The organism is Sphingomonas azotifigens NBRC 15497 (genome assembly GCF_002091475.1).
Classification (GTDB): Bacteria; Pseudomonadota; Alphaproteobacteria; order Sphingomonadales; family Sphingomonadaceae; genus Sphingomonas; species Sphingomonas azotifigens.
On sequence record NZ_BCTR01000036.1, the window covers coordinates 1 to 23,089 of the forward strand.

Here is a 23,089-nt window from a genome sequence, read left to right on the forward strand (position 1 = left end):
CCCCGGCTATGGCGGCTCGTGCTTCCCCAAGGACACGCTGGCGCTGATGAAGACCGCGGCGGACAACGAGACGCCGCTGCGCATCGTCGAGGCGACGGTGCAGGTGAACGATGCCCGCAAGCGCGCGATGGGTCGCAAGGTCATCAAGGCGATGGGCGGCGACGTCCGCGGCAAGACCGTCGGCATCCTCGGCCTGACCTTCAAGCCGAATACCGACGACATGCGCGACGCGCCCAGCCTGTCGATCATCGCCGCGCTGCAGGATGCCGGCGCCACCGTGAAGGCCTATGACCCCGAGGGCGTCGAGCAGGCTGCCAAGCTGCTCACCGACGTCGAATTCGTCGCCAATCCCTATGCGGCGGCCGAGGGTGCCGACGCGCTGGTGATCGTGACCGAGTGGGACGCGTTCCGCGCGCTCGACCTCGTCCGCATCAAGAACAGCCTCAACGCCCCGATCCTCGTCGACCTGCGCAATATCTATCCGCCCGCCGAGCTCGAGCGCGCAGGCCTGCAGTACACCGGCGTCGGCAAGCCGAGCCGCGACTGATCCGCTGCCTGCCCCCGGCCGCAGGATGGCCGGGGGCGGGTATGCCGCGCTAAACATTTACTAGATCGCGCTGGCCTGCGGGGCTTTTTACATGCCCCTTCATGCTGCAAACGAGCACCATGGATTCCGTACCCGCGTCGCCCGCTCCGCTGACCCATCTCCAGCGGCTCGAGGCCGAGAGCATCCACATCCTGCGCGAAGTCGTCGCCGAGGCCGAGCGGCCGGTGATGCTCTATTCGATCGGCAAGGACAGCGCGGTGATGCTGCACCTTGCGCGCAAGGCCTTCTATCCGGCGTCCCCGCCCTTCCCGCTGCTCCATGTCGACACGACCTGGAAGTTCAAGGCGATGTACGAACTGCGCGAGCGCGCGGCGGCCGCGGCGGGCATGGAACTGCTCGTCCACCAGAACCCGGAAGCCAAGGCGCGCGGGATCAATCCGTTCGACCATGGCGGTCTCCACACCGACCTGTGGAAGACCGAAGGGCTGAAGCAGGCGCTCGACAAGTACGGCTTCGACGCAGCGTTCGGCGGCGCGCGGCGCGACGAGGAGAAGAGCCGCGCCAAGGAGCGCATCTTCAGCTTCCGCACCGCCAGCCACCGCTGGGACCCGAAGAACCAGCGCCCCGAGCTGTGGCGGCTCTACAATGCCCGCAAGGCCAAGGGCGAGAGCATTCGCGTCTTCCCCCTCTCCAACTGGACCGAGCTCGACATCTGGCAATATATCCTGGCTGAGAACATAGAGATCGTGCCCCTCTATTTCGCCGCCCCCCGCCCGACGGTGGAGCGCGACGGCATGCTGCTGATGGTCGATGACGAGCGCTTCCGCCTGCACCCCGGCGAAGTCCCGGTCGAGCGTTCGATCCGCTTCCGCACCCTCGGCTGCTACCCGCTAACCGGTGCGGTGGAGAGCACCGCCGACACGCTGGAAAGCGTGATCCAGGAAATGCTGCTCACCACCACCAGTGAGCGCCAGGGCCGCGCGATCGACCACGACCAGGCCGCGAGCATGGAGAAGAAGAAGCAGGAGGGGTATTTCTGATGGCGGCGCAGGCGCACCTGACTCCCTCCCCCCTTGCGGGGGAGGGCCGGGGAGAGGGGTTCGGCCGGACGGGCTCGATGCCCGTTCGGGCGATGCGAGGCGCGCAGGACGCGCGTCTTCGCGCGCGCCCTCTCCCTCCCACCGCTGCGCGGCGGGCCCCTCCCTCCCCCGCGAAGGGGGAGGGGATCGCGCAGCTCGCCCGATCGCCTTTCCCGAACCCCATCCCGCAAGGGGAGAGGAAGCAGGTGCTACAATGACCGCCTACCGCCCCGACGCGCTGATCGCTTCCGACATCTCCGCCTATCTCGAGCTGCACCAGCACAAGTCACTGCTGCGCTTCCTCACCTGCGGTTCGGTCGACGACGGCAAGTCGACGCTGATCGGCCGGCTGCTCTACGATTCGAAGCAGATCTTCGAGGACCAGCTTTCCGCGCTGGAGAACGACTCAAAGCGCGTCGGCACCCAGGGCCAGGCGATCGACTTCGCGCTGCTGGTCGACGGGCTCGCCGCCGAGCGCGAGCAGGGCATCACCATCGATGTCGCCTATCGCTTCTTCGCGACCGAGAAGCGCAAGTTCATCGTCGCCGACACGCCCGGCCACGAGCAGTATACCCGCAACATGGTCACCGGTGCCTCGACCGCCGACCTCGCCGTCATCCTGATCGATGCCCGCAAGGGCGTGCTGACCCAGACCAAGCGGCACAGCTTTCTCGCCCATCTGCTCGGCATCCGGCATCTGGTGGTGGCGGTGAACAAGATGGACCTGGTCGACTATGATCAGGATGCCTTCGAGCGGATCATCGACGACTATGCCGATTTCGCCCAGTCGATCGGCATCCAGCATTTTACCGCGATCCCGATCTCGGGCTTCCGGGGCGACAATGTCACGACGCGCAGCGACGCGATGCCCTGGTTCACCGGCCCGGTGCTGCTCGACCATATCGAAAGGGTCGAGGTCGATGCCGAGATCGATCGCATCAAGCCGTTCCGCATGCCGGTGCAATGGGTCAACCGGCCGAATCTCGACTTTCGCGGCTTTGCCGGGATGATCGCCAGCGGCACCGTCCGGCCGGGCGATCCCGTCCGCATTCTGCCGTCCGGCCGCACGAGCACCGTCGCCCGCATCGTCGCGATGGGCGGCGACAAGGATGTGGCGGTCGCGGGCGAATCGATCACCCTCACGCTTGCCGACGAAGTCGACTGCTCGCGCGGCGACGTGATCGCCGCAGCGGACTCGCCGCCGCAGGCCGCCGACCAGTTCAAGGCCACTCTCGTCTGGATGGACCCGGCCGAACTGCTGCCCGGCCGTGCGTATTGGCTCAAGCTCGGCACCCAGATGGTCAGCGCCGTCATCCGCGCGCCCGAACATGCGATCGACGTCAACACCATGGCGCGCATGCCTGCCAAGACGCTCGCGCTCAACGACATCGGCGTCGCCGAGTTGGTGACCGATCGTCCGCTGGTGTTCGAACCCTATGCCGAAAGCCATGATCTCGGCGGTTTCATCCTGATCGACAAGCTGACCAACGCCACCGTCGGCGCTGGCATGCTCGATTTCGCGCTGCGCCGCGCGCAGAACGTCCACTGGCAGGCGGTGGAGATCACGCGTGAGGCGCATGCCCAGCAAAAGGGCCAGCAGCCACGCCTGCTCTGGTTCACCGGCCTGTCCGGCTCGGGCAAATCGACCATCGCCAATCTGGTCGAGAAGAAGCTCCACGCGCTCGGCAAGCACAGCTTCCTGCTCGACGGCGACAATATCCGCCACGGGCTCAACCGCGACCTGGGTTTCAGCGATCAGGATCGGGTGGAAAATATCCGTCGGATCGGCGAGGTTGCCAAGCTGATGACCGATGCCGGCCTGATCGTGCTCACCGCCTTCATCTCGCCCTTCCGCGCCGAGCGCGCGATGGTGCGCTCGCTGCTGCCGGAGGGCGAGTTCTTCGAGATCTTCGTCGACACGCCGATCGACGTGGCGGAGCGCCGCGACGTGAAGGGCCTCTACAAAAAGGCCCGGGCCGGCGAGATCGCCAACTTCACCGGCATCTCCAGCCCCTACGAGCCGCCACTCGCGCCCGAGATCCGCATCGACACCACCCGCACTACCCCCGAAGAAGCCGCCGAGCAGATCGTTGAGGCGATCATGGGCGTGTGGAGCCCGATGCTGTGAACGACGCCCAGCTCGCCCATGCGATCGCCGAGGAAGCCGGCACGCTGCTGCTGCGGATCCAGCAGGAGTGCGCCGGCGGCGCGCGCGGGGATGCGGAGGCCAATGCACTGATCCTCGATCGCCTCCGTGCCGCCCGGCCCGACGATGCCATCCTGTCCGAGGAATCCGCCGACGATCCCGTCCGGCTTGGCCGCAGCCGCGTCTGGATCGTCGACCCGCTCGACGGCACCCGGGAATTCGCCGAGCGCCGCGAGGACTGGGCGGTGCATGTCGCGCTCGCGATCGACGGCGCGCCGGCGGTGGGTGCGGTTGCGCTGCCCCGGCTGGGCGTGACGCTCGCCAGCGACACCCCGCCCCCGCTGCCGCCCGCCCAGCACCCGCCGCGCATGCTGGTCAGCCGGACGCGTGCCAGCCAGCTCTGCGCCGAGGTGGGCAGCACGATCGGCGCGGTGCATGTCGGCATGGGCTCGGCCGGCGCGAAGGCGATGGCGGTGGTCCGCGGCGAAGCGGAGATCTACCTCCATTCCGGTGGTCAGCATCAGTGGGATAATTGTGCGCCGGTAGCGGTAGCGCTGGCGGCGGGGCTGCACGCCTCGCGCATCGACGGCAGCCCGATCGTCTACAATCAGCCGAGCACGAGCGTGCCCGATCTGCTGATCTGCCGTCGCGAATGGGCAGCGCCGGTGCTGGAGGCGGTGGCCGACTGCAACCGTTGAGGAAGCGTTACGGGTAAACCCGGATCGGACTCGTCCCGAATGTCCGGCGTGGGGGCTTAGGGCTATCTGAAGGGCACGCGAACGGCAGCGTCTCCCCCTCGCTCCCTTCGCCAGTATCCGCGTACCGGCCAGCCCTGCTCTGACACAGGGCGCAGCCATTTTGGAACAAGTCGGCGCACCGCGACCGATCCCCCAGCGGGGCGCCGACTTGTTTTCAATTCGAAAGAGAACTGCTTGCGCATCGTGGCCGGTCCGCTTCCTCCCTCAGCGGACCGGCCCTTCTTTTAGAAGGCGTAAGACAGGTTCAGCATGTAGGTGCGGCCGGCCTCGATATAGCCGCCCGAGCGGTCGACCGAGAGCAGCCCCTTCCCCGAGCCATAGGTCGCCCAATAGGCGTGGCTGTCGAGCACGTTCTGCACCGATACGCCGGCGGTGAGCCCGTTGTGGAAGCTGTAGTTGATCGACGCGTTCATGTTCGACGTCGGCTGCAGATAGGTATCCGGCTGCGGATCGCGCACGTCGATCAGCTTCTTGCCGCTATAGGTGTAATCCACCGCCGCGGCGATGGCGCCATGGTTGTAGAACAGGCCGGCGTTGAACATCAGTTCGGGCGCGTTCGGCATCCGGCGGGTTGCCCGCTGCGTGCTGGTCACCTTGATGGTCGACTCGGCATGCTGCACCGTCACGCTGCCCTGCACGCCCAGACCGTCGAGCAGCCCCGGCAGGCCCTTCGGGCTGAACCGGGCAAAGGCTTCGGCGCCGTACACGCTGCCCTTGCCGCTGGTGTCGAGCATGTTGATCGTCACACCGTCGGGACCGACCAGCCCCTGGTCCGCCGGCAGGATCGTCGTGTCGGTCGAGGTCGAGAACATCACGTTGTTCAGGCGCTTGTAATAGGCCGCGATCGAGAACAGGTCGCTGCCCGCCCCCTTTTTCTCGAACGACGCATCGACGTTCCACGCCGTCGTCGCCCGCAGGTTCGGGTTGGAAACGGTGATCGAGGTCAGCCGCTTCACCGCCACCCCGTTGACGATCTGGGTGTCATAGTTCTTCTGCGTCGGCCCGAGCAGCAGGGCGAAGGGCGGACGCGTATAGCTCTTGCGCACCGCGAACCGATACACGGTCGCTTCGTCCGGACGATACGACGCGATCAGGCTGGGCAGCCATTCGTCATAGGACTTGCTGCTGGTCGCGAAACCGCCGGTGTCACCGTCCTGCGCCCAATAGGTGGCACGGAAGCGGTTATGCTCGAAGCGCACGCCCGGGATCACCGAGAGATTGCCGAAATCCAGCGTGGCAAGCAGATAGCCGCTGGCGCGCTGCTCGGTGCCCTGGAGCAGGTTCTGCTGCAACACAGTCGGATTCACCGTGGCGAGTTGGCTCAGCGACAGCTGGCGTGCCTGGCCTTCGATGAAATTGTGGTCGGGGATAACGATCGGCACCTGCGCGCCGCCGCGCATGAAGTCGTTCACCCGGCTGCCGGCGACCTTGTCGAGCGTCGGAATGACGCCGCTGGTGAAATCATATTCGAGCGATTCATCGATGTGATTCGAATCGCGATCCGACGATTCATACTTGGCGCCCGCCTGGATCGAGCTCAGGCCGCGCTCGGCGAGCTTGTAGGTGGCGTCGAAGCCGCCTTCGCCCTTGGAATCCGTGGCGTGCTCGAACTGCACGATCGAATAGGTTTCCTTGTAGTTCGCCAGATTGTTCAGATAGGCCGCCGCAGTGCTGTCGAGCACGACCTGCGGGTTGATGCGGTCGGCCGCCTGGGTGACGAGGCGGAAGGTTGCGGGACCGGTGGCGTTCGGGCCGATATAGGCGGGCGTCTGGAACTTCGCCTGCAGGCGGAACGGATAGCTCGTCTTGCCGCGCGAATAGGCGCCGTAGAAGTCGAGCGTCAGATGGTCGCCCATTCGCGCCTCGCCGCCCAGCTTGGAGACCACCATCTGCTGGTTGCTGTGCTCGGTGCGGAAATAGTTGCTGGCGCCGGTGCCGTAGATCGCGGCATAGCCTTGCGCGTCGTACATGCCCTTGCCGCCGGGATTGGGATTGATCTGGCCGGACGACAGATCGACCTGGCGGATCGCCACCTGGTCCATCCAGCTCTTCAGCCGATATTCGCCATAGGTGGTGTGCGAATAGAGATCGAGATTGTCGCTCTTCCAGTCGAGGTTGAGCGTGCCGCCGAACCGCTCGATGTCGTTCTGGAACACGTTCCATTCGACGCCGCGCGGCATCAGGTTGTTGAGGTTGTCGCGCTGCTTGCCGCCATTGTTCTGGTACAGCACATAGTCCTTATGCAGCGCGACGGACTCGCTGTAGACCTTCTTCTTGCCGTAATAGGCCGAGGCATAGACGCCGAGATTGCCGAAGCGTTGCGCGGTCTCGATCTGCGCGGCACCGCCCCACGGATCCTGGTCGCGGGCGACGGCGCGGCCGGCGATCTGGCCCTGCAGGCGGATCTTCACATAATGTTCGGGCAGGTCGAACGCGGTAGCCGGGCGGAAATCGATCACGCCGGCCAGCGCGTCGCCGTCCTGCGACGCGGTCGGCGCCTTGTCGACCCGCACTTGCGCCAGCGAGAAGGGCGACAGCACGTTCATCGAGATGGCGCGGTTGTTCTGGTCGGTTTGCGCCAGGCGCACGCCGTCGAACTGATAGGCGTTGTAGGTGCTGTCGAGGCCGCGGATCGTGACATATTGCGATTCGCCGGTAGCGGCCGCGTTATAGCTCTGGTCCACCGACGCGCTGAGGCCCGGCAGGCGGGTGAGCAGATCGGCGAGGTTCTGCTGGGGCTGCGCGCGCAGTTCCTCCCCCGACACGATGGTGACGAGCGAGCGGTTCTTGACCTGCTCTTCCTGCGCCGCCTTGATCGCGGCACGCTGCCCGGTGACGACGATCGCCTCCGGCTCGCGCGTCTGCTCGTCGGTATCGGCGACGGACGCTGCGACGGCGTCCTCGCGCGGCGTCGCGGCAACGGCGTTGCTGTGCGCGATCAGTGCAACCGTGCCCCCGCCCAGAAGCAGCGCGATGCGCTTGTTCCAGTGTCCCATTGGTATGTCCCTCTTGTCGAATTGGCCCAGCAAGCTCCCCGCTGGCGCCGCCGCTCCTAGGGACGACGCGCTGCAACAAAGGGTAACTTTGGTTGCGATCGTGATGCGAAATCGTGACACAATTGCTGCGACGCAGCATAAGCTGCGCAATTCGTTCGGATAATACCAATCGTCAAATTGGTATGTTTTTTCGTCACAGGAGCTTCATGCGCCGAGGCTAGGCGGAGGCATGATCGACCTTCGCCTCGCCGCCTGCGCGGCCGCCGCCCTGCTCGCGCCCCTGATCGCCGAAGCCCGTCCGCAACCCTCGTCACGGATCGAGCGGGTCGTGCTGCTGATGCGCCACGGCGTGCGATCGCCGCTCGATGGCGAGGTGCCGCCAGCGACCCGGACCGGCCAGCCCTGGCCGCGCTGGAGCGCGCCGGCCGAGCAGGTGACGCCGCACGGCGCCGAGGCGCTCCGCGCGCTCGCCCGGGCGGACCGTCGCTGGTTCGCCGCCGCCGGACTGGTCGTCGCGGACGGCTGCCCCGACCCTGCCACGCTGCGGCTCTGGACCAACAGTTCGCCGCGCACGATCGCCAGCGGCGAGGCCTATGCGGCGGGCTTCGCGCCGGGCTGCGCGATTAGCGTCGGTCACAAGCCCGAAGGCACCAACGATCCGATCTTCGAGCCGCTCGGCGCGCACCCGGCTAGGTTCGACGCGAACCGCGCGGTGGAATCGATTGTCCGCTACACCGGCGGCGCCGAAGCCCTCACCCGCCGCCATGCCGCCGGTCTCGCGCTGCTGGAGCAGGTGCTGGCCTGCCCCGAGGCGCCGTGCAGCCCGGTGGATCCGTCGGCCGTGCGCGCGAGCGCCGACGGGCACGGCATCGACTTCACCGGCGCGATCCGCGCCGCCTCGGGCACCGCGCAGGTCCTGATGCTCCAGTATCTGGAGGGCATGCCGATGGCGCAGGTCGGCTGGGGCCGTGCCACGCCCGCACGGCTGGAGGCGATGGGCGCCGTCCACGGTGCGCTGTTCGACGTGTACAGCCGCCCGCCCTATATGGCCGCCTTCCAGATGGCCCCCACGGTCGACCGACTTACCCGCGATCTGACGGCATCGGACGCGCCCAAGCTCGACCTGCTGATCGGCCATGACACCAATGTCGCCGCGCTCGCCGCGGTGCTGGACGTTTCGGTGCAGGCGCCGGGCTTCGCCAAGGACGATCCGGCGCCCGGCGGCGGGATCGCCATCGCGTTGGTTCGGGCGCCGGGCGGCGGCCAGGCGGTCCGGCTCTGGTATCGCAGCCAGAGCGCAGCGGACATGCGCGCAGCCCGTGATCGCGCCGTGTGGACGCCGCTGCGGCTGCCGGGCTGCGACGAGGGTGCCGAGCACCGCTGTGCGCTGCCGCGTTTCCTGAAGCGGCTGGCGGAGGCGACGGCGCCCGCGCGGGGGTAGGCCGCGATGGCGCAATGCGGTGCTTCAAGTACAGTGTGCCTTCCACGGCTCAGTAGAACATCCCAGGAATGCCAGGATATAGCTGTCACTCTATTGTGGTAGCTTGGCAGTTCGGCCAGTGTTGGCGCGTCGGCTAGCTGCTTTGTAGCTGCAGGAGAAAAGGGGGGATGATGCACATACTGTGCCGCCTGGCGCTTGCTGCGCTCTTAACGCTACTCGGCTGCGAAACAGCACAGGCGCACCCCGCCGCCGCTCCCAATATCGATGGAGCCGTTCGGGCCGCTATGGCCAAGACCGGAGCAAAAGGCGTCGCCGTGGCGCTAATCAACGACGGCAAGGTGGTATATGTTCGGGCATATGGCGTCCGGAACGTCAAAGGCGACCCGCTGACTGCAGACACGATCATGTATGGGGCCTCGTTGACCAAAGCGATCTTTGGGTATTTCGTCACGCAACTGGCAGCCGAGAAGAAGTTGGATCTCGATCGGCCGATTGCGGCCATGCTGCCGCAGCCACTCCCTGCGTACGGGAATCTCGATGCGTACGGCGCCTGGGGAGACTTGGCGGGCGACGACCGGTGGAAGCGGGTAACCCCACGGCATGTCCTCAATCACGCCACGGGATTCGCCAACTTCGCTTCGCTTGAACCGGATGGGAAGCTGCGCTTTCACTTCGAGCCGGGCAGCCGCTATTCCTACTCCGGCGAGGGCATTTCTCTCCTTCAGTTCGGGATCGAAAAGGGCCTGGGCCTGAGCGTGGAAGACGAACTGCAACGCCGCTTCTTCCAGCCGCTCGGGTTGCGGCGGACATCCCTGATCTGGCGGGACAGCTTCGGCACCAACCTCGCGGACGGCTGGGACGAGAGCGGCAAGAGCGAGCGTCACGATGATCGCAGCCGGGTCCGCGCAGCCGGATCGATGGACACGACGATCACCGATCTCGCGCAAATGGCCGCCGCGATGGTGCGAAGCTACGGATTGCCCAAGGCATGGCGGGCAGAATTCGCGCGCGGAACGCAGGTCATCACCGCGAAGACACAGTTCCCGACGCTGCAGAATGACGCTCCCCCGAGCGAACGAACGAACGCCAGAGCGGCGTTGGGCGTTATCGCCTTCAAGGGGCCACAGGGCGCCGGTTGGCTCAAGGGCGGCCACAATGATGTGACGGCGAACACGCTGGTCTGTCTTGAACGTGGCCGCCGATGCGTGCTGATCCTCGGAAACGACGTCCGGATCGAGCGCGCCTTTCCAGCGCTGGTGCGTGCCGCTTTAGGAGAGACCGGAGTTCCCTACCGCTGGGAGTATGGCTTCAACGCCGCCGGTAGCTGAGCGCCTCGGCATTCGGCGCTCTCCTCACGGGGAGGCTTCGCGTGATGTCCCCGCGATCTTAGCGGCGCCTGCCCTCACGCCGCGCGCGAATAGGCCATGGCCTGGTAGCTGGCGAACAGCTCCTCGAAATGCTGGTCCATCGTCCGCGTGCCCGGCGCATCGGCGGTGGCGCGCATGCGGTGGAACATCGGGGTGGTCTCGACAAAATGGGTCAGCGCATCGCGCAAGGACACCGGATCGGCCGCGCGGTACAGCATCCCCTGCCCCTCGACGAACTGGTCGGCTGCGCCGCCCTGGTCCGGCACGATCAGCGGCAGGCCGCTCGCCCGCGCCTCGGCCGCGACCATGCAGAAGGTCTCCGCCTCGCAGCCATGGACCAGCGCGTCCGAGCTGGCGAGGACGCGCGCCAGCTGCTCGCGGTTGCTGGTCGGTTCGAACAGCTGGGCATGCGGGTTGCGGCCGATCGCTGCGATCACCTTGGAGCGCGCGGTGCCGGTGCCGATCAGGATCAGCCCCATCGGGTGCCGCCCCGCCGCCGCCTCGGCCGCCTCGATCACCATCGGCCAGCGCTTTTCCGCCGCGAGCCGGCCGACGCCGATCAGCAGCGTCGATTCGGGCTGCAGCCCGCAGCTCGCCAGCAGCTCGGCGCGCAGCGACTCGTCGCGCAGGTTCGGGCTGAAATAGCCGGGCTCGACGCCCATCGGGATCGTCACCACCTTGGTCAGGCCGCCGTCGGTCAGCCGCCGGGCAAGGTCTCGACCGGCGGTGACCACCTGGTCGAAGCCGTCATCCAGGCGGCGCAGATGCTGCCAGAAGGAGGAGAAGCCCTTGTCGATCGTCTCGCGGTTGGCGATCGTGCCGAACCAGCGATAGGCATAGGCGGCGAGCGGATCGGCATGCATCACCAGCGCGCGCGGCGCCGAGCCCTGCCAGCGGGCGACCATCGAGGCGCTGCGCCACGGCGACGAGGCCTCGACGAAATCGGGCCGCCAGCGATCCAGCGCGGCGTGGAGCGCGGGCTCGTCGTCGAAATAGCGATAGCGCCGGTCGAGCGGCAGCAGCGGCGCGGGGATCGTCGCGAGGATCGCGCCGTCGCGCTCCTCGAGGATCTCCTCGCGCTCGCCCGGCGCAAGGATGATGATCTCATGGCCCAGCTGGGCGCCCAGCTCCATCTTGCGACGGACATAGGTTTTCACGCCGCCGCCATAGGGGCTGTAAAAGGCGCAGACGTCGAGGATGCGCATCAATGCGTCTCCAGCAGTTCGCGATATTGGCCGAAGCGGCCGCCCTTGGTGAGCGCACCAAGCGTCTTGTCGATGCTCGTCAGCAGCGCCGGTACGGTGACATCCCCCGGATGCACGCCGAGCCGCATCGCCGGGCGGCGCGGCAGCAGCGTACGGGCGAGCGCCGCCACCGCCAGCGACGAGGCGATCCGGCTCTTGCTGCGGCTGGCCCAGGTGATCACCGGGCCCTTGGCGAGCACACGATCCTGCTGCTGGGGTGCCCAGACACGGAAATGATCCTCGGCGAGCGCGAAGTCCAGGTCGCGCAACGCTTCGCGCGCGCCGTCGCCATAGAGCCAGGCGGGTGCGATGAAGCCGGTGACCGGGCGGCCGATAATGTCCTCCACCAGCGCCCGGCCCCGCGCCATGCGGTCGCGCGCGGTGGCATAATCGAGCCCGAGAAACTCGCCCTCGCCTGCGGTCATGTGCTTGGCCTTGAAGCGCGCGCTGGCCGAGGCGTGCTCGGAGACGTCCTTGTGGAACCAGCCGTGCAGGAACATCTCGATGCCCGAGTCTGCCCAGGCGCGCAGCCGCGTGGCAAAGGGACTGCCGGGCACCAGCGGCGCCGAGCCCCAGTGATCCGGCACTACCAGCATCGCATAGCGGGGTGCGCCGATATGCTTCAGGAACAGCTCGGAAAGCTGGTCGACCGCGCCCTCGGAGCGGGGCCCGACATCATGGATCGATGCGAGCAGGCTGGGGCCTTTGGGCCGTTCGGGGCGGGTAGCTTCGGTCATCCCATCGTTCTTTGCTGCAGGTGCGAGCGATATAGACCGCCGGAACGAGGCGGCAAGCAGGCCGAATTTCGTCTTTTTCTAACGTACGGAACGCTAAGGATTAAACGACACGGCCGGCAGTGAGCCACAGTAAGACTGCCATGTTTCCGCCGCGCGGACCAGCCAGTTGACGCCATATCCTCCCCCGCCGGATCCTCCTCCCCCTTGACGGGGGAGGATAGCGTAGCTTGCCGCTTCAGCGGCTAGCGAAGCTTGGAGAGGGTGAGCGGCGCGAAGCGCCGCGCGATTTGCGCCACGCAAATCGCCCCCTCTCCTTCCCACTGCCTGCGGCAGCGGGCCCCTCCCTCCCCCGCAAGGGGGGAGGGGTAGCGCGTCCTGCCCAGTAGCGGGCGGAAGCACGGCCTCACTCCACCGTCACCGACTTCGCCAGATTGCGCGGCTGATCGACATCGGTGCCCTTCGCGACGGCGACATGATAGGCCAGAAGCTGCACCGGCACAGCATATACCAAGGGTGCAATCAGCGGGTGAACCTTGGGCATGGTGATGGTGGCGATGCAGCCGTCGCCCGCCGCCTGGATGCCGTCATAGTCCGAGATCAGCACCACCTTGCCGCCGCGCGCCTGCACTTCCTGCATGTTGCTGACGGTCTTGTCGAACAGCGGGCCGGAGGGCGCGATCACGATCACCGGCACGGCATCGTCGATCAGCGCGATCGGCCCGTGCTTCATCTCGCCGGCGGCATAGCCCTCAGCATGGATATAGCTGATTTCCTTGAGCTTCAGCGCACCTTCCAGCGCCAGCGGATAATCGGTGCCGCGTCCGAGATACAGCACGTCGCGCGCCGCCGCGATCACGCCGACCATCGCCTGAATCGATTCGTCATAGGCGAGCGCGGCGTTGAGCGAGGCGGGCGCCTCCGCCAGATGGCGGACGATGCGGCGCTCCTCCGCCTCGTCGAGCTTGCCCTTGGCGCGCGCGAGATTGGCCGCCAGCGCCGCAAGCACCGCCAGCTGGCAGGTGAACGCCTTGGTCGAGGCGACGCCGATTTCCGGCCCAGCATGGGTCGGCAGCAGCAGGTCCGCCTCGCGCGCCATCGAGCTGGTCGGCACGTTGACTACGGCGGCGATCTTCTGCCCCTCACTGCGGGCATGGCGGAGCGCGGCGAGCGTGTCCGCGGTCTCGCCCGACTGGCTGATCACGATCATCAGCCCGCCCTCTTCCATCACCGGCGCGCGGTAGCGGAATTCGGAGGCGACATCGATGTCGACGGGCACACGGGCGAACTGCTCGAACCAGTATTTCGCCACCATGCCCGCATAGAAGCTGGTGCCGCAGGCGACGATGGTGACGCGCTTGATCGCCGAGAGATCGAAGTCCGGGATCGGCAGCGTGATCTTCTCCTCCATGCGCTGGAGGTAGGCGCGCAGCGTCTGCGCCACGACGATCGGCTGCTCGTAGATCTCCTTCAGCATGTAATGCCGATGGTTGCCCTTCGAGATCAGCTCGCCGGTGACGCCCGAAATGGTGATCGGCCGCTCGACGGGGTTGTTGTCCTTGTCGAAGATCTCGGCGCCATCCTTGGTGATGACGACCCAGTCGCCCTCTTCCAGATAGGCGATGCGCTGGGTGAGCGGCGCCAGCGCCAGCGCATCCGATCCGAGATAGGTCTCGCCCTCGCCATAGCCGACGACGAGCGGCGAGCCGAGTCGCGCGCCGACCAGCAGGTCGGGATGCTGGCGGAACAGGATGGCGAGCGCGAAGGCGCCGTGGAGGCGCGGCAGCACCTCGCGCACCGCATCGGCAGGCGCCATGCCGGCCTCGACCTTCTCGCTCACCAGATGGGCGACGACCTCGGTGTCGGTCTCGCTGGTGAAGGTGCGGCCGCGGGCGGTCAGCTCCTCGCGGAGCGTCTTGAAGTTCTCGATGATGCCGTTGTGGACGAGGGCCACTTCGCCGGTGGCGTGCGGGTGCGCGTTGTTGGTGGTCGGGCCGCCATGCGTCGCCCAGCGGGTATGCGCGATGCCGGTGGTGCCGGGCAGCGGGTTGGCGACGAGTTCCTTGCCGAGATTGACCAGCTTGCCCGAGGCGCGGCGGCGCTCGATCTTGCCGTCTACGTCCGTCGCGATGCCGGCCGAATCATAGCCGCGATATTCCAGGCGCTTGAGGCCCTCGAACAGACGCTCTGCGACGTCTTCCTTGCCCACGATTCCAACGATTCCGCACATCGCATCCGTCCTCCTGCCCCTGCCCTAGCGCGGGCCGACGGCCGCCGCTAGCGGGGGGATGCTGACGCGGGGCTGAATGGGTCCGCCGACATTTAAGCCCCTCCTCCTTGGAGGAGGGGTTGGGGTGGAGGGATTCCAGAACCGATGTCGCTCGCAATCCGACATTGAAGAAGGCCTTCGTCATTCCCGCGAAGGCGGGAATCCATTGCCCTGTGCGCTGGGGGAAAGGACCTCGGCACCAGCGCCAATGGATCCCCGCCTTCGCGGGGATGACGGCGTTCTTTCGCTACGAACGATACCCCATCCCCAGGAAAGGTTTCGCGCTCCTCGCGCCCGCCCCTCAGTGCGGGAAGTTGGTGTCGTTGAAGATCCTGGTAAACTCGGCCGGATCGGGCTCGTGCCCCTGCTCCTCGCGGAACCGCACCGCACCCTTTTCCCACACCTCACGGATCGCGCCGGCGATGCCCTCGGGGAACTGCATCCTCTCGACCACGATGCCCCGCCAGTCGCTGTCGCCGCCGAACGCCTCGCGCAGCGCCGGCTCGGCGGCGGTCAGCTGGGCGTCGCTCTTTTCGTCGAGATGGCCGATCGCATCGAGCACATAGGCGTCGAGCAGCTTGAGGAACGGCTTGTCGGTGTAGCGGTCGGTCATTTTGCGGCCTTTCGTGCCTTCATTTTCGCACGGAAGGTCGTGGCCCAGCCCTGCTTCGTCAATGTCTCGGGCCGCGTGACGGCCAGCGCATCGGCTTCGACATCGCGGGTGATCACCGATCCGGCGCCGATGATCGCCCCGTCGCCGATCGCCACCGGCGCCACCAGCGCGCTGTTCGATCCGATGAACGCGCCTTCGCCGATCACCGTCTTCTGCTTGAGGAAGCCGTTATAGTTGCAGGTGATCGTGCCCGCGCCGATGTTCGCGCCGGCGCCGACGCTGGCATCGCCCAAATAGGTGAGGTGGTTGGCCTTGGCGCCCTTGCCGAGCACGGCATTTTTCAGCTCGACGAAATTGCCGACATGGGAGTCTGCCTCCAGCACCGCGCCGGGCCGCAGCCGGGCATAGGGACCGACGGTGGCGCCGCTGGCGATCGTCGCGCCCTCGATATGGCTGAACGCGCGCAGCACCACGCCGTCCGCGACGGCGACGCCGGGGCCGAACACGACGTTGGGCTCGATGGTCACGTCGCGGCCGATCTGCGTGTCATAGGCAAACCACACCGTCTCGGGTGCGATCAGCGTCGCGCCTTCGACCATCGCACGGGCGCGGCGGGCCTGCTGCCACTCGGCCTCCAGCGCCGCCAGCTCACCCCGGCTGTTGACGCCGGTGACTTCGGTGGCGCCAGTCTCGATCACCGCCGCGACCCGGCCGTCGCCATTCGCCAGTTCGACGATATCGGTGAGGTAATATTCGCCCGCCGCATTGTCGTTGGTGAGCCGATCGAGCAGCGCGAACAGATCCGCGCCGCGCACCGCCATCAGCCCCGAATTGCACAGGGTAACGGCGCGCTCTTCTGCACTCGCATCCTTGAACTCGACGATCTTCGACAGCCGATCGCCGCCCTCCACGATCAGCCGGCCATAGGCGCCCGGATCGCTCGGACGGAAGCCGAGCACCACCACGGCGGGTTCGTCCGCGCCATGCAGCCGCTCGACCATGCGCCGCATCGTCGCGGTGGCGACCAGCGGCACGTCGCCATAGAGGATCAGCACATCGCCCTCGAAGCCCGCCAGCGCGTCCTTGGCCTGAAGCACGGCGTGTCCGGTGCCGAGCTGCTCGGCCTGGTGCGCGGTTTCCGCGCCGAGCGGGATGACCGCGGCCTCGACCTGCTCGCGCCCGGCGCCGACCACCACCACCTCGCGCGCGGCGCCCAGCGCCTTCACGCTGTCGATCAGGTGGAGCAGCATCGGCCGCCCGGCGATCGGGTGGAGCACCTTGTGGGTATCGGATTTCATCCGCGTGCCCTTGCCGGCGGCGAGGATGATCGCGGCGATGGGTGCAGTCACGTGGCCAGTCTCCGGTGAAATGGGGTGCAACCCCTGCCACGGTGCAGATGGCTTTTCCAGCGCGATGGTGCCATGCGCGCGGCCATGCCCCTGCCCTTTCGCACCATCGGCTTCGATCTCGACGGCACGCTGCTCGATACCAGCGGCGACCTTGCCGCGACCCTCAACCGCGTGCTGGTCGAGGACGGCCGTCCGGCGCTGCCGCTGGATCGCATCCTGTCCATGGTCGGCCGCGGCGTGCACAAGCTGCTGGAGCAGGCGGTCGCTGCGACCGGCGGCGGCGATGCGGCGGTGGTGGCGCGGCTCTACCCGCGCTTCGTCGACACCTATGCCGCGCACAATGCCGAGCATAGCCGCCCCTACCCCGGCGTAGTCGAGGCGCTCGACGCGCTGGCCGCGCAGGGCCTCACGCTGGCGGTGGTGACCAACAAGCTCGAAGCGCTCACCCTGCCACTGCTCGAGGCGACCGGCCTGCTTCCCCGCTTCGCCACGGTGATCGGCGGCGACACGCTCGGCCCCGGCACCGCCAAGCCGTCGCCCGCGCAGATCCTGGAAATGGTCCGCCGCTGCGGCGGCCCGGCGGCGTTCGTCGGCGATTCGACCTATGACGTGCAGGCGGCGCAGGCGGCGGGCGTTCCGGTGATCGTCTGCAGCTTCGGCTTCTCGCGGGTGCCGGTGACCACGCTGGGCGCCGAGGCGGTGATCGATTCCTTCGCGGAACTGCTGCCCGCGCTGGCGGCGCTCGGCCCAATCAGCGTTTGACAGCGCGAAGGCGCACGGCGAAACACACGCTGTCGGAAAGGGAGAGAATCCGGGCCACCGGATCGCCGAAGGAGCAACCGCCCCGGAAACTCTCAGGCAAAAGGACCTTCCGGCCACCACATTCTGGAGAGTGGCGCCCTTGAGCGCCCGCCGACGGGATAGCGATCTCAGGCAAACGGACAGAAGGGGCCCGCAACCGAGTGTTTCAGGAGACGGGTTCCGTGGCGACCAAAGGCGTCGGGCCGAATGCAGGGCCGATCAGCATCACCGACGTGTTCACCATCGGCATCGGGCCGTCGAGCTCGCATACCGTGGGGCCGATGCGCGCCGCGCGCGATTTCGCGGCTTGGGTGGTGGCCGACGGGCGCGCGGTGACCAAGCTGTGCTGCGAGCTGTTCGGCTCGCTGGCGCTGACCGGCCGGGGCCATGCCACCGATCGCGCGGTGATCCTCGGGCTGGCGGGCGAGCGGCCCGACGGCGTCGATCCGGATGCGGTAGAGCCGATGCTGGCGCAGATCGCCACCGAGCGGCGCATCCTGCTGAACGGCACCGCCTCGGTAGGCTTCGATCCCGACGCCGACATCAAATTCCGCAAGCGCCAGTTCCTCCCCGGCCATCCCAACGGCATGAAGCTGCGAGCGACATTGGTCGACGGCGCGGTGCTGGAGCGCACCTATTATTCGGTCGGCGGCGGAGCGATCCGGCGCGAGGGCGAAGAAGACGCGGCGGGCTTGTCCGCCGGCACCAACCATCCCTTCGCCAGCGCCCGCGAGATGCTGGAGCGCTGCGACGAACTCGGGCTCGACATCGCCGGGCTGATGCTCGCCAACGAGCGCGGCTGGCGCGACGATGCGGCGACGCTCGCCTTTGTCGACGGCATCCACGCCGCGATGAACGCCTGCATGGATCGCGGCATGGCACAGGACGGCATCCTGCCCGGCGGGCTGGAGGTGCCCCGCCGCGCACGCAAGCTCCACCAGAAGCTGATGGCCCGGGGTCCCCGCGTCGAGCCCGCCTCGGTGCTCGAATGGGTGAGCCTGTGGGCGCTGGCGGTGAACGAGGAGAATGCCGCCGGCGGCCGCGTTGTCACCGCACCGACCAATGGCGCGGCGGGGGTGATCCCGGCGGTGCTGCGCTATTACGAGTGCTTCGTCGGCAACGCGACCCAGGCGGGCAGCCGCCGCCTACTGCTCACCGCCGCCGCGATCGGCATCCTCTACAAGCGTCAGGCTTCGATCTCGGCTGCCGAGATGGGGTGTCAGGGCGAAGTGGGCGTCGCCTGTTCGATGGCGGCGGCGGGGCTCGCCGCGGCGCTGGGCGGCAGCAACGCCCAGATCGAGAATGCCGCCGAAATCGGCATGGAGCATAATCTCGGCCTCACCTGCGATCCGATCGGCGGGCTGGTGCAGATCCCCTGCATCGAGCGCAACACCATGGGCGCGGTGAAGGCGATCAACGCGGCGATGCTCGCGCTCCACGGCGACGGCACCCACAAGGTATCGCTCGACGCCGTGATCGAGACGATGCGCCAGACCGGCCTCGACATGCGCTCCAAGTACAAGGAGACGAGCCTCGGCGGCCTCGCCGTCAACGTGGTCGAGTGCTGATCTCCAATTGGTCACATATTGGCTTCACTGTGTAACAGTTTCGTCTCGGCCGGGTCACGCAGCGTACAAGCTTCTCGGACATAGGCCCTGCACCGGCCGATAAGCGGCGGCGCAAACGATACCAATGATCAGCGTCGTTCCGGCGCAGGTCTGCCGCGGATCGCGGCGGGCTTGCGCGCCCGTTTCCGTGGAAGCGCGGCGGGTCATGGAGGGGATGCCGCGTTCCCGGCAGCGGAAAAGGGGCCGCCGCCGGGGATCGCTTCTCGCCACCCCGCCATAAGGAAGTCGCATGTTGAACCGAAACCACGCCCGGCTGCGCCGGACGTCGCTGCTGCTCGTCGCCAGCGCGGCGGCGATCGCCAGCGCCGTCCCCGCCTTCGCGCAGGAAACCACCGCTGCCGAGCCGGGCCTCAGCGAGATCGTCGTGACCGCGCAGCACCGCAAGGAGAACGCGCAGGACGTGGCCACCGCGCTCACCGTGATCGGCGGCGAGGAACTGCAGAAGCGCAACATCTACAACGTCAACGATCTCGAAAACAGCGTGCCCAGCCTCGAGGTCGACAACCAGTTCGGCGGCGGCCAGCCGCAGTTCCGCCTGCGCGGCGTGGGCGGCACCGATTACGCCGCGAACAACACCAATACCGTCGGCGTCTATGTCGACGAGATCGCCTATCCCTACGGCGTGATGACGCAGAATGCGCTGTTCGACGTGGCGCGGATCGAAGTGCTGCGCGGCCCGCAGGGCACGCTCTATGGCCGCAACTCGACCGGCGGTGCGGTCAACGTCGTCACCAACGCGCCCTCGCACGAGTTCGGCATCGGCGGCGATCTCTCCTATGGCAGCTACGACGCCAAGAGCCTGGAAGCCTATGTCACCGGCCCGCTGACCCGCACGCTCACCGCGCGCGTGGCGGTCTCGGCCGATCGCGGCGGGGCCTGGCAGAAGCACCGCGACACCGGCGAGAAGCTCGGCGACCGCGACCAGACCTCGGTCCGCGCCCGGCTGCGCTGGGAGCCGAGCAGCGCCACCACCGTCGACCTGAGCGCCCACTATACCCGCGACCAGTCGGACGGGCTCGGCCTCCAGCTGCTCAACGACTTCAAGACCGCCGGCGGCGTCTCCTACAAGGCGGATACCGACATCCGCACCACCGGCTGGGGCATCTCGCCGACCTTCGCCAACCTGATCGGCGCGAGCGCCAACGCCAAGCCGTTCCGCGACAATGAAGGCAAGGGCGGCAGCGTGCGCGTTTTCAGCGATTTCGGCGTCGCGACGATCACCGGCGTGTTCGGCCATGAGGAATTCACCCGCCGCGAGTTCAACGACTGGGACGGCACCGCGTCGAACGAAGCCGGCACCTTCTTCTTCAACAACATCAAGACCAACAGCGGCGAGATCCGCGTCGCCTCGGCCGACAAGGGCAAGTTCCGCTGGCTGGGCGGCCTCTATGTCAGCCACGAGGATGTCGGCGGCGGCTTCTATTCGGACTTCTCCCAGGCCCCCAGCCTGAAGAATATCTGGAAGACCGCCTATGACCAGCACGTCACCTCGGTCAGCGTGTTCGGCAACCTCGAGCAATATCTCACGCCGACGCTGAAGATCTCGGGCGGCGCCCGCTACGAATATGAGCGGCGTGAGCTCGATAATTTCAAGAGCGAGATCATCCTGCCCACCTACCAGCTCCGCGCCGCGGCGAACAAGCAGCTGGAGATGCGCGAATGGTCCGGCAAGGCGGCGATCGACTGGGACTTCACCCGCACCGCCCATGCCTATGCCAGCGTCTCGCGCGGCGTGAAGTCGGGCGGCTTCACCACCTATAACAGCGGCCTGCCCGAGCAGCTGGATCCCTATAATCCGGAAAAGCTGGTCGCCTATGAAGTCGGCGTGAAGTCGGAGCTGTTCGATCGCACCCTGCGCGTCAACCTCGCCACCTTCTACTATGACTATCGCGACCAGCAGCTGCAGGGCGTGCTCTACACCGAAACCTCGCGTGTCGGCCGCATCCTCAACGTGCCCAAGTCGCACCTCTATGGCGCCGAGGCCGAAATCACCTGGTCGCCGATCCCGCTGTTCAGCACCAGCCAGTCGATCGCGTACAAATATGGCGAGTATGACGAGTATATGGCCCAGTCGAGCGCCACGCTCGATCCGGTGAGCGGCAAGTACGTCAACATCCAGTACAAGGACAATGCCGGCGTCCGCCTGCCGCTGCCCGATCTCGACTATAAGGGCTCGGTCGCACTGCACCTGCCGATCGCCGGCTGGCAGATCGAGCCGGAAGCGAACTGGGCTTATCGCGCCGATCGCTACAGCACGTCGTCGGCGTCGGTGATCCCGTCCTATTGGCTGGCCAATGCCAATCTCGGCATCACGCCGCCGAACGCGCCGGTGCGGCTGACGCTCTGGGTGCACAATGTCTTCGATGCCCGCATCCAGGAAACGCGCAACCAGTTCATCACTGCGCGCACCGTCTCGATCCACCCGCCGCGCACGGTGGGCGTGACGCTGTCGTTCCGTCACTGATCGTCTGTAGAGAGGGCGCGGCCAAAAGGCTGCGCCCGCTTCTTTCCGTTTCCCCGCTGGAGGTCTCCATGCCCATCCCGTCCGCCCTTCCCCGGCGCCAGTTCCTTGCCGGCGCGCTGATCGCGGCGCCCGCGCTGCTCACCGCGGGCCGTTCGCTCGCCGCCGCCGATCCCTTCGCGCTGGGCGTCGCCAGCGGCGAGCCGCTCCCCGACGGCTTCGTGCTGTGGACCCGCATCGCCCCCGATCCGCTCGCCGAGGATGGGCTGGGCGGCAATGCCAGCCCGGTGCCGGTGCGCTGGGAAGTCGCGCTCGACGAGAATTTCCGCCGCATCGCCGCGCACGGCGAGGCGATGGCCCTGCCCGATCGCGCCTCGGCCGTGCATGTCGAGGTCTCGGGCCTCGCGCCCGATCGCCCCTATTGGTATCGCTTCACCGCGTTGGGCGTGCAGAGCCCGGTCGGTCGCGCCTGGACCGCCCCCGCCCCCGGCGCGCGCGTCGAGCGCCTCCGCATGACCGCGGCGAGCTGCTCGCACTGGGAACTCGGCTATTTCGCCGCCTATCGCCACATGGCCGCCGACGAGGAAAGCCGCCTCACCCTGTTCCTCGGCGACTATATCTATGAGGACGGCCCCCGCACCCCGCCCCGCCCCGGCGCGGTGCGCAGCTATGCGATGCCCGAGCCGACCACGCTCGCCCAGTATCGCCGCCGCTACGCGCTCCACCGCACCGATCCCGACCTGCGGGCCCTCCACGCCGCCACCGCCTGCGTCGCGACCTGGGACGATCATGAGGTGCAGAACGACTATTCGGGGATCTGGCCGGAGGACGCGAACGTCTCCCCGGCGGACTTCGTCAAGCGCCGTGCCGCCGCCTATCGCGCGTTCTGCGAGAACATGCCGGTGCGCATCTCGCAGGTGATGCGCGCCGACGGCAGCTTCCGGCTCAACCGCCGCTTCGGCTGGGGCAGCCTCGCGCAGTTCGACGTGCTCGACGGCCGCCAGTTCCGCTCTCCCCCGGCGTGCATCGAGGGGCTCGCCTCGCATCGCGGGCACATGGCCTCCACCGCCTGCGCCGATCTCGAGGATCCGTCGCGCACCTATCTCGGCTTCGATCAGGAACGCTGGCTCTACGACGGCTTCGCCCGCAGCAAGGCGCGCTGGAACCTGCTGGTGCAAAACCTGCTGGTCGCGCCGTTGGAGATCAAGACGCCCAGCGACACACTGATCTGGACCGATACCTGGAACGGCTTCGGCGCCGCCCGCCGCCGGCTGATCGATGCGATGGCGGAGACGCGCCTGTCGAACCCGGTGACGCTGGCCGGCGACTATCACTCGGCCTGGCTCAACGACCTGCGCCGCGACTTCCACAAGCCGCAGGAGGCGCCCGTGGCCGCCGAGATCGTCGTCACCTCGATCACCTCGAACGGCCCGCCGGCCGGGGCGATGAAGGCGGCGCTGCCGGACAATCCGCACATCCGCTTCTTCGATGCAGCGCATCGCGGCTATACCGCGATCGACCTTACCCCCGAGCGGCTGGACGTGCGCTGCATGGCGATCGCCGACCGCGCCGATCCGCGCACCACCGTATCGGTGCTCCACCAGCGCCAGGTCGAAGCGGGCAAGCCCGGCTTCGCCTGACCCATGCCGGCGGCGC

At 67.4% G+C, this 23,089-nt stretch carries 16 protein-coding genes and 1 riboswitch; of the genes, 10 read left to right on the forward strand and 6 right to left on the reverse strand.

Annotated features, from left to right (window positions below; genetic code table 11):
• The 4 genes from SAZ01S_RS13725 to SAZ01S_RS13745 form a co-directional block, all read left to right on the forward strand.
• Positions 1 to 547: UDP binding domain-containing protein (locus SAZ01S_RS13725; RefSeq protein ID WP_139810079.1), on the forward strand; the 547-nt coding region annotated here is incomplete at its 5' end.
• Between the two features lie 119 nt (positions 548 to 666).
• On the forward strand, positions 667 to 1,587 hold the full coding sequence (gene cysD, locus SAZ01S_RS13730; protein ID WP_084582858.1) for a sulfate adenylyltransferase subunit CysD: 921 nt from the start codon (positions 667 to 669) through the stop codon (positions 1,585 to 1,587).
• A 253-nt stretch (positions 1,588 to 1,840) separates the two neighbouring features.
• A complete protein-coding gene (gene cysN / locus SAZ01S_RS13740; protein ID WP_084582840.1) occupies positions 1,841 to 3,754 on the forward strand; it encodes a sulfate adenylyltransferase subunit CysN in 1,914 nt (637 codons plus the stop codon).
• The gene (locus SAZ01S_RS13745; RefSeq protein WP_084582859.1) at positions 3,751 to 4,470 is read left to right on the forward strand and encodes a 3'(2'),5'-bisphosphate nucleotidase CysQ; all 720 of its coding nucleotides are present in this window, start codon (positions 3,751 to 3,753) and stop codon (positions 4,468 to 4,470) included. The genes cysN and SAZ01S_RS13745 overlap by 4 nt, the downstream gene beginning before the upstream one ends.
• A gap of 284 nt (positions 4,471 to 4,754) precedes the next feature.
• Here the strand turns inward: SAZ01S_RS13745 and SAZ01S_RS13750 are convergent, their stop codons facing one another.
• Entirely contained in the window at positions 4,755 to 7,526 is a 2,772-nt protein-coding gene (locus tag SAZ01S_RS13750; RefSeq protein ID WP_084582841.1) for a TonB-dependent receptor, read from the reverse strand.
• A 229-nt stretch (positions 7,527 to 7,755) separates the two neighbouring features.
• Between SAZ01S_RS13750 and SAZ01S_RS13755 the strand changes: the two genes are divergently transcribed.
• A complete protein-coding gene (locus tag SAZ01S_RS13755) occupies positions 7,756 to 8,967 on the forward strand; it encodes a histidine-type phosphatase (protein WP_084582842.1) in 1,212 nt (403 codons plus the stop codon).
• Between the two features lie 167 nt (positions 8,968 to 9,134).
• Positions 9,135 to 10,295, forward strand: coding sequence for a serine hydrolase domain-containing protein (locus SAZ01S_RS13760; protein WP_218018080.1), 1,161 nt, complete (start codon positions 9,135 to 9,137; stop codon positions 10,293 to 10,295).
• A gap of 74 nt (positions 10,296 to 10,369) precedes the next feature.
• Here the strand turns inward: SAZ01S_RS13760 and SAZ01S_RS13765 are convergent, their stop codons facing one another.
• The 5 genes from SAZ01S_RS13765 to glmU form a co-directional block, all read right to left on the reverse strand.
• Positions 10,370 to 11,539: a glycosyltransferase gene (locus SAZ01S_RS13765; protein WP_084582843.1), complete on the reverse strand. Its 1,170-nt coding sequence runs from the start codon at positions 11,537 to 11,539 to the stop codon at positions 10,370 to 10,372.
• Positions 11,539 to 12,315 (reverse strand): polysaccharide deacetylase family protein, encoded by a 777-nt coding sequence (locus SAZ01S_RS13770; RefSeq protein ID WP_084582844.1) that lies wholly within the window; start codon positions 12,313 to 12,315, stop codon positions 11,539 to 11,541. The genes SAZ01S_RS13765 and SAZ01S_RS13770 overlap by 1 nt, the downstream gene beginning before the upstream one ends.
• Positions 12,316 to 12,718: 403 nt before the next feature.
• Positions 12,719 to 14,542 carry a glutamine--fructose-6-phosphate transaminase (isomerizing) gene (gene glmS, locus SAZ01S_RS13775; RefSeq protein WP_084582845.1) on the reverse strand — a complete coding sequence of 608 codons (1,824 nt, stop codon included), beginning with the start codon at positions 14,540 to 14,542 and terminating at the stop codon, positions 12,719 to 12,721.
• Positions 14,543 to 14,882: 340 nt separating this feature from the next.
• Positions 14,883 to 15,194 carry a hypothetical protein gene (locus tag SAZ01S_RS13780; protein ID WP_084582846.1) on the reverse strand — a complete coding sequence of 104 codons (312 nt, stop codon included), beginning with the start codon at positions 15,192 to 15,194 and terminating at the stop codon, positions 14,883 to 14,885.
• On the reverse strand, positions 15,191 to 16,543 hold the full coding sequence (gene glmU, locus SAZ01S_RS13785) for a bifunctional UDP-N-acetylglucosamine diphosphorylase/glucosamine-1-phosphate N-acetyltransferase GlmU (RefSeq protein ID WP_084582847.1): 1,353 nt from the start codon (positions 16,541 to 16,543) through the stop codon (positions 15,191 to 15,193). The genes SAZ01S_RS13780 and glmU overlap by 4 nt, the downstream gene beginning before the upstream one ends.
• Positions 16,544 to 16,627: 84 nt before the next feature.
• Here glmU and SAZ01S_RS13790 point away from each other — a divergent pair, with 84 nt between their 5' ends.
• From SAZ01S_RS13790 to SAZ01S_RS13805, 4 genes are all read left to right on the forward strand, one after another.
• Positions 16,628 to 17,305, forward strand: a complete 678-nt coding sequence (locus SAZ01S_RS13790; protein ID WP_139810081.1) for an HAD hydrolase-like protein — start codon at positions 16,628 to 16,630, stop codon at positions 17,303 to 17,305.
• 28 nt (positions 17,306 to 17,333) lie between these two features.
• Positions 17,334 to 17,423: riboswitch (glycine riboswitch) on the forward strand.
• A gap of 103 nt (positions 17,424 to 17,526) precedes the next feature.
• On the forward strand, positions 17,527 to 18,912 hold the full coding sequence (locus tag SAZ01S_RS13795) for an L-serine ammonia-lyase (RefSeq protein ID WP_084582861.1): 1,386 nt from the start codon (positions 17,527 to 17,529) through the stop codon (positions 18,910 to 18,912).
• A 289-nt stretch (positions 18,913 to 19,201) separates the two neighbouring features.
• Positions 19,202 to 21,436, forward strand: a complete 2,235-nt coding sequence (locus SAZ01S_RS13800; RefSeq protein WP_084582849.1) for a TonB-dependent receptor — start codon at positions 19,202 to 19,204, stop codon at positions 21,434 to 21,436.
• Positions 21,437 to 21,504: 68 nt separating this feature from the next.
• A complete protein-coding gene (locus SAZ01S_RS13805; RefSeq protein WP_084582850.1) occupies positions 21,505 to 23,073 on the forward strand; it encodes an alkaline phosphatase D family protein in 1,569 nt (522 codons plus the stop codon).
• Positions 23,074 to 23,089: the final 16 nt, after the last annotated feature.